This is a genomic window from Nitrospira sp. CMX1 (assembly GCF_054902215.1).
In genome coordinates this window covers 14,499-27,273 of record NZ_JBUBKD010000037.1, presented here as the reverse complement: position 1 = coordinate 27,273, position 12,775 = coordinate 14,499, and the positions used below count along the sequence as shown (strand labels likewise).

Below are 12,775 nucleotides of genomic sequence, written 5' to 3'. Positions count from 1 at the left end.
AGGATCAGCCCAAGCCAATCAGTTGGTGTGGGGAAGATGTCTATGATGTCATGACGCAAAGCGAGGCGGTCGCGATTGATGGCTCCAAGTATCAGGATTGGTAGAGCAACCGGATCAAAGACGAAAGGGTTCACGCTTGTCGAACTCATGATTGTCGTGTCCATCATCGGCATTCTCGCAACAATCGCGGCTCCGTCCTATCAGTCTTCATTGATCAAGGCGAGAGAAACGGTCTTGCGGCAGGATCTGTTTACGCTTCGTGAAGTATTGGACCACCACCGTGCCGACCAGGGGAAGTATCCTCCGTCGTTGGAAGGGTTGGTCGCGACGGGCTATCTTCGAGCCCTTCCCAAAGATCCATTCACGAATTCGTCGAGTTCGTGGCAGGAAATGAGCGATTCGGCCGAGGGTGGTATCTTTGACGTGTATTCGGGGTCGGATCGTATTGGGACTAATGGGATTCCCTATAACAAGTGGTAATTCAGACATGAACTTCGAGAGGTATCCCGTGTGTTGCCTACGCCGGGCACTCGGATGGAACGCCGTATGGAGGGGGGTGAGTGTTGGACTGATTCTCCTCAATTTTGTGGCCTGTAGTGCACTTGACCGTATTGGCGATTCAAAGGCGTCAGATCTTCAGCTCACGGTCGATGTGGTCAACGCTTCGTTGAAAGATGCACAGCGCGCGATGGCAGAATTGCGTGCAGAGGTTGAGGTCCGGAACCAGGAATTGGCTGAGGCGCAGGTGAGTCGGGCGCAGCTTGAAGGGCGCGTGAGAGAAGCTGAGCATCGATTAAGTGAGGCCCGCCATGTGATTGCTTTGCAACGAGAAGAGCTCGCCGAGTCCCGAGTTGATCGGGAACGAGTCGCGCGGACAGGAGCCGTGCTGCAGGGTCAGCTCAAACAGCTGCGGAAGCAACTATCAAGGATCGAGAAACTGGCGAGTGGAGGTGTTTCTCCGACGATCATGGTTCTTCCCGTAGAGAAACACCCACGATCAGAACCGATAGGGATACCAGAGGCCGTCTCGTCCGACGATCCGCTAGAAGGTCGTCGAGTTTCTTTACAGTCGGACGGAGAGATCCCCGGCACGGTCTCGGTTCATCAAGGAGCGATTCTGCCTCAACCGGTAACACTCGCAACGCCCGCACGAGTCATGATCAAGTCGGGCGACACGCTGTGGAGTCTTGCCCAACGGCACCGCACATCTGTGCGCCAGCTCATGGCCGTCAATGCACTCCCCACCGATTATATTCAAGCGGGTCAGCCTCTTTGGTTACCGGAGCCGGTCGCGGATGGATCAGAGTACGGGCAAAGGTAGTCAGGTCGGAGGAATTCACCCATTGACGGTGAAGGGCTAGAGCGATGGCAGTTTTTGCATACCGAGTTGCACGAGCTGACGGATCCTTGATCCAGGGATATCTTGAGGGAGAAGGAGAAGCCGTCGTTCGTGCGAAGCTGGAGTCTCAAGGACTCCTCGTGTTTACCCTCCACCGCCGTGGGGCACATCCGACGCGAGCCGGACGATCGTGGTCGTTCGGTGGGCTTCCTTTCGGGCAGTTCCTGATTTTCAATCAGGAGCTGTTGGCGCTCATCAAATCTGGGTTGCCGATCTTACGAGTCTGGGACTTGTTGATCGATCGCGCCGGGCATCCGGGATTTCAGCAAGTGTTGCGCGAGGTGAAGGAAGATATTCGAAGTGGGATCTCTCCTTCGGACGCGTTGGCAAAACATGTCTCATATTTCCCGGACCTCTACGTCTCGACCATCAAGGCCGGTGAGCAGGCGGGTAATCTGCCTGAGGTGCTGCAGCGGTATATCGCCTATCTGAAGCTGATGATCGGGCTTCGCCAAAAAATGATGAAGGCGATTTCTTACCCGATCTTCCTCATTATAATCGGCGTGGCTGTGATCGGTTTCTTGGTGGGTTATGTCATGCCGACGTTTGTCTCCGTCTATGGAGAAACGGGGAAGGCGTTGCCATGGGCGACCCACCTGTTGTTGCAGCTGGTTGCACATGCAGAAGTCTGGGGATTGGCCGCGACGATCACCCTCGCAGGGTTGATGCTTGGCATACGTGCGTACTATGCCACATCTGCAGGGCAGCTCATGATTGACCGCCTGTTACTGAGTCTTCCATTGGTGGGATCCGTAGCGGTCATACATAACACCGTGCAGTTCACGAGAACCCTGGGAACCATTCTTGCCGGAGGAATCCCTCTGGTAGATGCCTTGCAGGGTGCTCGTGCGGCTGTCTCAAATCGTTTTATCTCCTCTAGGTTGACCGGAGCCGTTGAGGAGATTCGACAGGGGGCGACATTAGCAGGTGCCTTGGAGCGTTGTCAGGTGCTTCCCAAGCTTGTGATTGAAATGTTGTCGGTCGGTGAGGAGACGGGATCATTGGAAGCCATGCTCAAGGATGTGTCGGAGTTTTACGAAGCTGATTTGGACACCAGACTTGGCCAGCTGACTACCTGGATGGAACCAGCCTTGTTGCTGGTGATGGGTGTCTTGGTGGGGGGGATTGTGATTGTGATGTACTTGCCGGTTTTTCAAATGGCGGGAGCAGTGGGCGGGTAGCGTAAGAGGGGGGCAGAGAGGGAAGGTATGATGTTTCGGAGGCTACCGCATGTCACGTAGTTTTGCCCGACCCGCGCTGACTGAGGTTTTAGTGAGTCAGGGTGTGCTTTCCAGGCACAAGGTGGAGGATACGCTTTGCCGTGTGAAGGGAGTACCGGCCGCCTTAGGGAAGGCATTGGTTGAGGATGGACTTCTGACGGAAGACCAGCTCGCCCAGGCGTTGGCCGATCAATATGGGCTTCGGTACGATCCATTGACGAACGTTCGCGTCGATCCTCAATACTATGAGTCCATCTCGATCAAATGGATGCAGCGTGTTCCTTTTGTGCCTCTGCGCGAGCAGGCCGGAGTGTTGACGATTGCCGTGGCAGAACCCCAAAACCTGCTTGGATTGGACGAGCTGGAATTGCTGATTGGAAAACCGTTGGAGCTCGTTGTCAGCTCTCGAAGCGCCATCATGGCTGCCCTGGAGCGCAGTGAGGGGTCAAGCCAAATACTCCGCGAGTTCGAAGCGGAATATCGATCGGTCTTGGTCAAGGAAGATGAGCGAGGGGAAGAGATCTTTGCTCCGGATCATGTTGGAGAAGATCAGAGCCCGACGGTCAAGCTGCTCGACTCAATCCTCCTGAACGCCATGCAACGTCGAGCGAGCGACATCCATATCGAGGCGGCCGACCGTACGACCAACGTCAAATTGCGTGTCGACGGGATTCTGGTTCCGGCGATGGAGCCGTTGGATATTCGGTTGCATGCTCCCCTCGTGTCTCGTCTGAAGGTCATGTCAGAGCTCGACATTGCGGAGCGCCGTGTTCCTCAGGATGGAAGTTTTCGGATGAGACTGGATCGCAAAACAGTCGATTTTCGTGTGTCCATCTTGCCCAGTGTGTTCGGGGAATCCGTGGTGATCAGAATACTGGATCGAGATTCCATTGCGACCGGCGTCTCAGACTTGAAGCTTGAGCGCCTTGGGTTCAATCCGGAAGATCTGAAGCGATTTCGAAAATCGATCACACGTCCGCACGGCATGGTGTTGGTGACCGGACCGACTGGAAGTGGGAAGACGACGACTCTGTATGCCGCGATCTCGGAAATGAATACCCTGGAAGACAAGCTGATCACGATCGAAGATCCGGTCGAATACCAGCTGTCGGGTGTGGTGCAAATTCCGGTCAATGAAAAGAAGGGGCTGACGTTTGCCCGAGGTCTTCGATCCGTTCTCCGTCATGATCCGGATAAGATCATGGTCGGCGAGATTCGAGATGCCGAGACTGCGCAAATCGCGATCCAGTCTGCCTTGACAGGGCATCTGGTCCTGACGACGGTTCACGCCAACAACGTCTTCGATGTGATCGGACGGTTCGCATCAATGGGAATCGACGCCTACAATTTTCTGGCCGCGCTCAACTGTGTGCTGGCTCAACGACTGGTTCGAATCCTGTGCCCGTCATGCCGGACTCCGGTGAAAGCGCAGCAAGCGCTGATTGAGGAGTCAGGGTTGGACTATGTCCAGTACAAGGACACGTTGTTTTACGAAGGAACAGGTTGTCCGCAATGTCATGGGACCGGATACCGAGGGCGAAAATGCATCACCGAATTTCTGGATTTGACGGATGAGATCAAGGAAATGATTCATGCAGAACGACCGCTCTCGGAAATCAGATATCGAGCGGTTACCGATGGAATGATCACCCTTCGGCAGTCGGCTCTCAAGAAGGTCTTGGATGGCGAGACATCACTCCGCGAGATCAACCGTGTTACGTTCAGTGAGGAAGGCTAGTGAGATGTGGAACTGGGTCAAGAGCCGGCCATCATGCTGCTTGAAATTTGGTACTGACTCGCTCGGATGGGCAGTGCGTGAGAGAAATTGGTGTGGGCGTCTTCATCAGAAATGTTTCATATCCACTCTTCCAGTAGGAGCGGTGAAGCCTTCGCCGACAACGGACAATCTGACACACCCGTCGACATTGGCTCCGCAGATTTGTGCCTTAGCCGGACTAGAAGAGAAGCACCGCATTGGGAAAGGGGCTCTCTTGTCCGAGCTTCCTCGGCGCATTGGGGTCTTGCTTCCTGACACAGCAGTGCGAACGGTGGTCCTCCACCTCGACCAGGTTCCAACTCGACATGAGGAGCGCGAGGCGTTGATTCGGTGGAGGTTGGGGCAAGAACAGATTTTCCCACTGAATAACGCGAAGGTCATGTCGCAGGTGTTCGGCAATCAGGCGGAAGGTTCGGAGCGTAGGTACACGGTCCTCGCGGTGGCCGTTCAAGAGTCTATCCTCAGACAATACGAATCACTCTGTGAATCTGTCGGCTTGATTCCCTTCGAGGTGGGGATCACCAGCTTGCAGCTGGTGAATCTCTGGAAGAGGGTTTCACGGGGAGGGGGTTGGCTCCATCACGACGTGCTATGGATGACGCTCGTCGATCGCTCGCTGACGATGATGGTCTTTCAATGCGGGCAGATCGTGTTTTACCGCTGTAAGCTGCTGGGGGTGGATGCCTCAGAGGTCCTGGCCACAGACGATTTGCTGAACAGGGTTCTTGACGAATGCCGTGCCTCTCTCGAGGTCTGTCAACAACAGCATCCTGCTCTTGATATTCATCATGCGGTGATCTGTGGCGACGAGGAGATCGCCTCGTTACAAGCCGAGCTTCATGGACAACTTCAGCTCGTTGTACACCAGTTCGGTTGGAAATCGATTGAGCAGTTTGGATGGGGGGCGAGAGGGAGTCAGCAGGGTATGGCCTCATTGGCCGCACTAGCAGGGGTCGTATAGCATGGCGGTAAAGAGGGTGTGGACCAGCCGGTTCAGTCAATGGCTTGTGCAGATTCGATCACTGAGCCGTTCCGATCTGCAGTTTGAGATCAACGTATCTAGCCGGTATCGGGTAGGGGTGGCATCCTGTCGGATATGGTTGATCAGCGGGTGTCTTGGACTGCTTGTGAGCGTTGCTTGGAACATCTGGCAAGGAGTCTTGATCTATGAGGAGAGTCAGGTCATTGCAGCTGAACTAGAACGAGTTCGTCAAATGGATCAGGCGGTGATAGCGGAATCCAGAAAAGAGGGGATTGATCTGTCTGCAGGCGCGTTGAAGCGATTGTCGTCCGAGGTTGACCTGGCGAATCAGCTGCTTGAGAAACGAACATTTTCTTGGACCACGTTTTTGACGGAATTGGAACGGACGATTCCGCCTCGCCTCGTGCTTACGAGCGTTCGCCTTGATCAGTCTAGTAAGACGGTTCAACTCACCGGGACTGCGGTGAGCTTGGAGGACATCACGGCCTTTACGGTCGGACTCCACAATCATGCCACGTTCAAGGATCCAGTCTTGGCTCAACATCGCGTCGGATCGAACGGGCTGGTAGAGTTCGATGTGTCGGTACGATACCGGCAAACCGGAGTGTGAAGAATGAGAACGCGTCTGATTGCCGTGTTGCAACACCCCGTTGCTTTGTTGTTTCCATGGGGCGGCATCGTGCTGGGCCTTTTCGTGGTGTTGATCGTCGTGCAGCATCTGTGGCTGGCGGATCTCCAAACCAAACGACAAGACCTCGAGGCAGAATGGGTCACTGTACGGCAGGCATTGATGCATCACCGAGAAGCAAGGAATGCCATGAAAGATCTGACTCGAGTATGGACATTGCTTCCTGGTGAGCGAGACTTTGGTTCGTTGGCGTTGGGGATCTCGGATGAGGCAAAGCGTGAAGGGGTGCTACTTCCGGCGCTGTCCTACAAGACCGAGCCTACCACCGTCGCCCATACGACCAAAGGATTGCTACAGGGGGCGATGAGTGGGCGGTACGAGGATCTCCGACGATTCATTCATGACCTGGAGACTGCGGATGAGCTGTTGTTCATTGAAGATATGGTGTTAAATAGAAGTGGAAGCCCACAGGGCGATGCGCTCACCTCTACCATCAAAATAGCCACCTACCTGAGAGCAGATCATGAAAAACCAGGTCCACAGGAGGCGAGCCACTAGCCATGGATGCGAAGCAGAAAGCGCTGGTCGCTGGTTCGCTGGTTCTGGTATGGGCAGGGTTGGCGGTGTCGCAGTGGAACCTGCTCGAAGAGCCGGTGCGTGTTCCGCTGACGAATATCACAGGTCCTGCAATAGGAGGTCGTCAGTCGGAAGGAAGAGGGGGGGGCTTGCAGGTCAATCTGAGGTTGCTCGCGGCTACGGTAGCGCAACGTGATGCTCCGTACACAATGCCTCGTAACATTTTCACAATGACCTCTGTTGACGGGGGATCGCCTCCGAATTCTGATCGAGGTGTTGTTCAGGTGGAAGAGGTTCCTTTCACGGAGCCTCCTGCGGAACAGGGGGGCGTTGTGGAGTCGGGTCAGCTCAGGTATCTGGGGTTCCTGCGCATGGGGGAAGGGCCACAGCGTCATAAGCCTATGGCGGTCATCCGCAAGGATGACGATCTCTTAGTACTCAAGGCTGGTGATCACATAGACGGCCGTTTCATGCTGAAAAAAATCACCCCCGATAGCGTGACGTTACGAGATTCTGGCGCACAGGTAGAGCACACGGTTGTGCTATCGGAAGAGGCAGAGGTTCAGGAGTGACCCAAGGATGCGGCGTCCTGCAGCATGGTTACGAAAGACTGAGGCTGGGTTTTCGTACCTGATGGTCATGATGGCTGTGACCCTTATGGGGCTTCTGACGACTGTCGCAGCGAAGCAATGGCAGACGATGGTACAACGGGAGCTTGAGCTGGACTTGCTGGGTAAGGGGATAGAGATTCAATCCGCACTGGCCTTGTACTCAGCGGCGGCAAAGGCAGGAAGGGTTACACAGGGCGAGGTCTATCCTCAAACGTTGGCTGAGCTGATACGGGCTCCCAAACCGTTTCTCAGAAAAGTGTATCTCGATCCGCTGGGCCACAGCGAATGGGAACTCGTACGGGCCCCGACGGGCGGGATCATGGGGGTCAGGAGCAAGAGCAAGCTCAGACCCATCAAACAGAACAACTTTCCATCGGCGGTTCGGCATTTTCAGGACAAACCGACGCACTATGATTGGGTCTTTCAACATCCCAATCCCTCTCAGCCGGGAGCTTTGGGAACAGTCATCCCTCCTGGTGCGGGACCGGGGCGCGAACTCTCAGCGAAATAGCCAGTTATTGACCATTGCAGTGTCGGAACGAATCTTTCGACTTCAACTCTCCTCCTGACGATCCATCAGTTTCAATCTTGAAGGCCCATCAATGAGGCTCTGGTTTCTGATTGCTCCGGTCTTCGACTGGCCTCGCAGCCCTTGTCCACGACATAGGAGCGAAGAAAACCTGCACCAGCCGCATCAGATTCCGATGAGCGAACAGCGTCGGCATGGACTCGGTGGGGTTCATCGTGTTGTCGTTCCTTTCTATGGGACATCTTGCTTCCCCCACGTGCCACACGCGCAGGATGAGGTCGTGAACCGTCTGCCGGCGTATCGGTTCAAGACAATCAGGGCAATCATGATCTGGAGAGACTCAGCAGCATCAGATGAACTAAGACGGTATTTCGGTTGCATTGAAGACGGCGAGATGCCATTCTGTGAGGCAGACTTAGTATTTGCTACGGCGGCACTCGCATAGGTATAACCATAGGTTACTGAGTCTGAACGTGTGGATCGTCTCTTGTGCCTGTGGGGAATGGGTCGCAGCGTAGGAGGAATGGAAGGCATGCGGATATTGATTACAGGTGGGGCGGGATTCTTAGGGAGTCATTTGGCCGAATCTCTCGTGGCCCAAGGGCATCATGTCATCAGTATGGACAATCTCAGTACCGGCAAAGTGGAGAACATCGCGCATTTGATGGGGAATGAGCTGTTTTCGTTCGTGAAGTACAATGTCTGTGACTATGTGCACGTCGAAGGACAGTTGGATGCGGTGATGCATTTTGCCTCTCCTGCGAGTCCTCAAGATTATCTCGACATGCCGATTGCGACCATGAAGGTCGGCGGATTGGGAACGCATAAAGCCTTGGGGTTGGCGAAAGAAAAAGGGGCCAGATTTCTCTTGGCCAGTACCTCAGAAGTCTACGGGGATCCTCTGGTTAACCCGCAACCTGAGTCCTATTGGGGGAACGTCAATCCCATTAGCCCACGGGGCGTCTATGATGAAGCCAAGCGTTTTGCCGAGGCGATGACCATGGCCTATCATCGCTACCATGGCCTCGACACCAGAATCGTCAGGATTTTTAATACATTCGGTCCAAGGATGAGACCGAATGATGGCCGCGTCGTCTCGAATTTCATCGTGCAAGCTCTTCAGGGGAAGCCGCTCACTGTGTACGGCGACGGCCTGCAGACCAGAAGTTTTTGCTATGTCGATGATTTAGTACGCGGCATCATTGCCCTGCTCCTTGTGGAGTCCGACAAAACGGTTGAGCAGAGAACCGATCGGAACTCGTTTTTCACGAAGCAAGAGTCCTCACAAGTCAGCAGTGTTCACGATCCGGTCAATATCGGGAATCCGAGGGAATTGACAGTGCTGGAGATCGCCAAAGATATTCTGAAGTTAACGCGCTCGTCCAGCCACATTACCCACCATCCATTGCCGGCCGACGATCCGAAGGTGAGACGACCGGATATTGCTCGGGCGAAGATGTTTCTGAAGTGGGAACCTCAGGTCGAGCTTGAGGATGCGTTAATGAAAACCATCCGATACTTTCAAAAGGCCTTGGCCGGTTGATAACAAGCTCTATCGAGGCCCCCGATGCCTTGATAACTTGATAGAGAACGACTTGAACAGAAGAGCCCGTAGGATGGTCAAGGCGTCAAGCAAGACTGCACCAAGTGCATCTGCCTGCCTCAGGTAGAGATTCGGTCGAGCGGACTATTTCAACATTCTGTTAAGTTAGCAGATATCTAATGGGCTGAAGGCCTTCTCAGGCATCGCACTGTTGTCGAACCCTTGACCTGTTTCTTCTCCACGCGGTATTGTCTCCATCCTCAAGTGTCAGTCACCGGTGAGAACTATGGAAGCGCTGAGTCAATCCGTTTCGGAACCAGATAGTGAAGAATCGAAACCGTTGCCTACGGTGGACTATGTCGTTGACCTGGTGTCCAAGGCGAAGCAGGCAGCCAGACGATTGGCATCGCTACCGACGTCGACGAAGAATCAAGCGCTCCTGGCCATGGCCGATGCGTTGGAAGCGAAATCAGACGACGTGATGAGGGCGAATGAACGAGATCTCGAGGCCTTTGGGACGGCCAATGACAAGAAGGCCGTGGCGGATCGCCTGCGGCTGACCGACAAGCGGATCAAGGAAATGGCGACGGGGATTCGGGAGGTGGCGCAGTTGCCCGACCCTGTGGGGATAATGTCTGCTATGTGGACAAGACCCAACGGAATGCAGGTGGGTCGGGTCCGTGTGCCGATCGGGGTGATCGGGATCATTTATGAGTCGCGTCCGAATGTGACCGCTGATTCGGCCGCACTCTGTCTCAAATCGGGTAATGTCTGTGTGTTGAGAGGCGGCAGCGAAGCGATTCATTCCAATACGGCCATCGCAACCATTTTGTCCGACGCGGCGCAAAAAGCCGGTGTCCCTTCGGGTGCGATCACGTTTGTCGACCGTGCCGACCGTGAGGTGGTGCCGGTTTTGCTCAAGCAGGATCAGTGCATCGACTTGATCATTCCCCGTGGCGGTGAATCGTTGATGAAACTCATTGCGGAACACTCGACCATCCCCGTAGTCAAGCATGATGCGGGTGTGTGCCATATCTATGTCGATGCGGCAGCCGATCTCGCCATGGCGGAAGCCATTTGCCTCAATGCGAAAGTGCAGCGGCCGTCAACCTGTAATGCCATGGAAACACTGTTGGTTCACCAGTCGATTGCACGGACATTCTTGCCGACACTGGCGGCCGGCCTCCGGGCAGCCCATGTGGAAATTCGAGGTTGCCCCAAGACCTGTCAATTGATCCCGGAGGCCAAACCGGCCGGCGAGAAGGATTACGGGAAAGAATTTCTGGATCTTGTCTTAGCCGTGAAGGTTGTCAAGAACATGGATGAAGCGATGGAGCACATCGCGCAGTACGGCTCGCGACATACCGAAGCCATCGTGACGTCGGATTATGGGCGTTCCATGCGCTTCCTCAAAGAGGTGGATGCCAGCGCGGTGCTGGTGAATGCCTCCACGCGCCTCAATGACGGATATCAATTCGGTCTCGGAGCCGAGATCGGAATCAGCACGTCGCGGATTCACGCACGGGGCCCGATGGGGCTAGAAGAGCTGACCTGCTCAAAGTTCATGGTGCTGGGGAGCGGCCAACTCCGCGAGTGAATGTCCTCGGATCCCATTGCATGTGCCCTGTTCACCCCTGGTCATCTTCGCTTTCACTCCTCCCGTACGCTCGCTGAATCCTTCCACAAGGGCGGCGGATCAGTTGAAACGTTGCCGACCGGACATCTGGTCTTTTATCGACCTGATGGCCGACGCTTCCTCGCTACCGATCCGATGGGCCACCCCCTCCACGAGTGTGAATGGGAATCGACGGCGAACGGAATCGTCTCGCTGACTCGTGCACGCGTGCAGCTCGATTGGGGATGCTGGATCGGAGTGACGCCTGCCGGATTGGTGAATGAAACTCGAGTGAATCTTGCTACCAAGCCCAATTGGCAACGAACCACTCCCGAAGATCTTCGTGGTATGGCCGCGAGGGCGTTGCGCGTATCGATCGAAGAGGTCCGGTGGTTTTATCGAGATGAGGACTTCTCCATTGATTCCACCGGGATCGCGACGATCCGCCAGCGAAAAGATGCCTTGTCTGTGTTGGACGACGGCGGGTTTGAAACCGCGCGCTTTATGTCCTGCATGGGCGCGATGCACTGGGATGACATTGATTTCCTTCCGGTCGTGGAGCTGTTCAAGTCGCTGCTACCAGGGACAGGCTCCGCAGTATTGGAACTCATACGTGGCCTGTATGATGATCGGCAACGAGGGTGTTCGGCTCCCAGACCGTTACGCTATCGTGGGATCCCGCCCTATCCATCTGAAGCGGCCTTTTGGCTGTTCAGCGCTTTTTTCAGGCCTCAATCAATAGGGACCAGGGACCCGTTTGTCGATTTCATGAATCCCTCGAAATCGCATACCGTGACCTGGTTGCCTGCCGATCATCCGCCGGTCCGCTATTTTGATGAGCGCCAGGGGGTGTGTGTCACGGTGAAAGATGGAGTTGTGCAGAAGGCGATTCTTGCCGCTGATACGGTGGGCCTGGCATATGTCAATCCCCTCGGTCGTCGCGTGCTTCCCCTGGATCGCAGCCTGCGCATCGACGGCCGGCAGCTGGTCCTTAAGGATCGTGAGCAGGAAACGATCATCCCTTTGCCGGTCGGTCTTCACGTTCGAACATCATCATCGCCGGAAAGACCGCTAAGTCCTGTCGACTGGCGTACGGTGTTTGTGCCGGAGCCTCCGAGCGTCCACCCTTCTGAAGCGTTCGGTGCGGTGCTCTTGTACCCGGAAGGCCATGAGGAGATCAGCGAGCTCGCGGCACAACCCTTTGTCGCCGATTATCTGGATGATCTTGCAGAGAAGGACCGCGAGATTGGGCGGGTACGATCGTCGGCGGAACGCGTGCTCATTGTGAACGGAGATGCCGTCATCTCCACCTGCGTGCTCTTTGACCGACCACGGGACTATGTGGTGGGCGTCCGCCACATGGCCTATGCACAGCGTCAGGCGCAACAGCTTTGGACTCAGTGTGCGGAAATCAATCGATGGGACTGGCTCCGACGCATTCGCATGGGCGCCGACGCTGTGGTGTTGGATGAATCGATTACTCGGCACGCTCCGGTTGACCTCCTGTATCTCTGGCTTCCCTATGACACATTTGGTTCGCTGACGACGATGAGCACAATCCTCGCAAAGGCAGGCCAAGCGCTGAAGCGGGGAGGCGATGCGTTTGTGGTCGGCCCCCTCGACATACCGGCGGCGTTGGCATCGGAACCATGGCAGGTCTGTTGGAGCGAATCCGTGGCAGCGCTGCCCCCGTTTGCCATGCACAAAACGATCTTGCCCAAGGCCAGGGTCAAAGCAGGGCTCACGTTGTTCCATCTCAGACGGTTGTAAATTCTTCTGAGCAACGTTGTCGGAGTGACTGGATCGGCTGACCGCTTCGCGGGAAGCGCTGGCTTGTCCGGGACGAGTCTTGTAGAATTCAGACGGTCTGTCCCGCACTCGTTCGTGCAAGGCGG

Annotated in this window: 12 protein-coding genes; all 12 read left to right on the top strand. The window is 55.3% G+C overall.

Annotation, left to right across the window (positions count from 1 at the left end):
- The first annotated feature begins 78 nt into the window (after positions 1 to 78).
- The 12 genes from ACYX34_RS09610 to ACYX34_RS09555 all read left to right on the top strand — a co-directional run bounded on the left by ACYX34_RS09610 (position 79) and on the right by ACYX34_RS09555 (position 12,650).
- Positions 79 to 480: a prepilin-type N-terminal cleavage/methylation domain-containing protein gene (locus ACYX34_RS09610; protein WP_462076338.1), complete on the top strand. Its 402-nt coding sequence runs from the start codon at positions 79 to 81 to the stop codon at positions 478 to 480.
- A gap of 76 nt (positions 481 to 556) precedes the next feature.
- Positions 557 to 1,321, top strand: coding sequence for a LysM peptidoglycan-binding domain-containing protein (locus ACYX34_RS09605; RefSeq protein ID WP_462076337.1), 765 nt, complete (start codon positions 557 to 559; stop codon positions 1,319 to 1,321).
- Positions 1,322 to 1,365: 44 nt separating this feature from the next.
- Positions 1,366 to 2,580, top strand: a complete 1,215-nt coding sequence (locus ACYX34_RS09600; protein WP_462076336.1) for a type II secretion system F family protein — start codon at positions 1,366 to 1,368, stop codon at positions 2,578 to 2,580.
- A 49-nt stretch (positions 2,581 to 2,629) separates the two neighbouring features.
- Positions 2,630 to 4,357: a GspE/PulE family protein gene (locus ACYX34_RS09595; RefSeq protein ID WP_462076335.1), complete on the top strand. Its 1,728-nt coding sequence runs from the start codon at positions 2,630 to 2,632 to the stop codon at positions 4,355 to 4,357.
- Positions 4,358 to 4,499: 142 nt separating this feature from the next.
- A complete protein-coding gene (locus ACYX34_RS09590) occupies positions 4,500 to 5,357 on the top strand; it encodes a type IV pilus biogenesis protein PilM (protein WP_462076334.1) in 858 nt (285 codons plus the stop codon).
- Between the two features lies 1 nt (position 5,358).
- Positions 5,359 to 5,988 (top strand): PilN domain-containing protein, encoded by a 630-nt coding sequence (locus tag ACYX34_RS09585; RefSeq protein WP_462076333.1) that lies wholly within the window; start codon positions 5,359 to 5,361, stop codon positions 5,986 to 5,988.
- 3 nt (positions 5,989 to 5,991) lie between these two features.
- Positions 5,992 to 6,564: a type 4a pilus biogenesis protein PilO gene (pilO, locus tag ACYX34_RS09580; RefSeq protein WP_462076332.1), complete on the top strand. Its 573-nt coding sequence runs from the start codon at positions 5,992 to 5,994 to the stop codon at positions 6,562 to 6,564.
- Positions 6,565 to 6,566: 2 nt separating this feature from the next.
- Positions 6,567 to 7,154: a hypothetical protein gene (locus ACYX34_RS09575; protein WP_462076331.1), complete on the top strand. Its 588-nt coding sequence runs from the start codon at positions 6,567 to 6,569 to the stop codon at positions 7,152 to 7,154.
- Between the two features lie 7 nt (positions 7,155 to 7,161).
- Positions 7,162 to 7,704, top strand: coding sequence for a type II secretion system protein (locus ACYX34_RS09570; protein WP_462076330.1), 543 nt, complete (start codon positions 7,162 to 7,164; stop codon positions 7,702 to 7,704).
- A 550-nt stretch (positions 7,705 to 8,254) separates the two neighbouring features.
- Positions 8,255 to 9,265: a UDP-glucuronic acid decarboxylase family protein gene (locus tag ACYX34_RS09565; RefSeq protein ID WP_462076329.1), complete on the top strand. Its 1,011-nt coding sequence runs from the start codon at positions 8,255 to 8,257 to the stop codon at positions 9,263 to 9,265.
- Positions 9,266 to 9,551: 286 nt separating this feature from the next.
- Positions 9,552 to 10,862 carry a glutamate-5-semialdehyde dehydrogenase gene (locus ACYX34_RS09560; protein ID WP_462076328.1) on the top strand — a complete coding sequence of 437 codons (1,311 nt, stop codon included), beginning with the start codon at positions 9,552 to 9,554 and terminating at the stop codon, positions 10,860 to 10,862.
- The gene (locus tag ACYX34_RS09555) at positions 10,863 to 12,650 is read left to right on the top strand and encodes a hypothetical protein (protein ID WP_462076327.1); all 1,788 of its coding nucleotides are present in this window, start codon (positions 10,863 to 10,865) and stop codon (positions 12,648 to 12,650) included. It begins immediately after the preceding gene.
- Positions 12,651 to 12,775: the final 125 nt, after the last annotated feature.

Excerpts from the sequence above, each read along its gene's own strand:
- ACYX34_RS09585 (WP_462076333.1), top strand. The coding sequence starts at position 5,359 with ATGGCGGTAAAGAGGGTGTGGACCAGCCGGTTCAGTCAATGGCTTGTG.
- ACYX34_RS09610 (WP_462076338.1), top strand. The coding sequence starts at position 79 with ATGGCTCCAAGTATCAGGATTGGTAGAGCAACCGGATCAAAGACGAAA.
- ACYX34_RS09570 (WP_462076330.1), top strand. The coding sequence starts at position 7,162 with ATGCGGCGTCCTGCAGCATGGTTACGAAAGACTGAGGCTGGGTTTTCG.
- ACYX34_RS09560 (WP_462076328.1), top strand. The coding sequence starts at position 9,552 with ATGGAAGCGCTGAGTCAATCCGTTTCGGAACCAGATAGTGAAGAATCG.
- ACYX34_RS09575 (WP_462076331.1), top strand. The coding sequence starts at position 6,567 with ATGGATGCGAAGCAGAAAGCGCTGGTCGCTGGTTCGCTGGTTCTGGTA.
- pilO (WP_462076332.1), top strand. The coding sequence starts at position 5,992 with ATGAGAACGCGTCTGATTGCCGTGTTGCAACACCCCGTTGCTTTGTTG.
- ACYX34_RS09600 (WP_462076336.1), top strand. The coding sequence starts at position 1,366 with ATGGCAGTTTTTGCATACCGAGTTGCACGAGCTGACGGATCCTTGATC.
- ACYX34_RS09595 (WP_462076335.1), top strand. The coding sequence starts at position 2,630 with ATGTCACGTAGTTTTGCCCGACCCGCGCTGACTGAGGTTTTAGTGAGT.
- ACYX34_RS09555 (WP_462076327.1), top strand. The coding sequence starts at position 10,863 with ATGTCCTCGGATCCCATTGCATGTGCCCTGTTCACCCCTGGTCATCTT.
- ACYX34_RS09565 (WP_462076329.1), top strand. The coding sequence starts at position 8,255 with ATGCGGATATTGATTACAGGTGGGGCGGGATTCTTAGGGAGTCATTTG.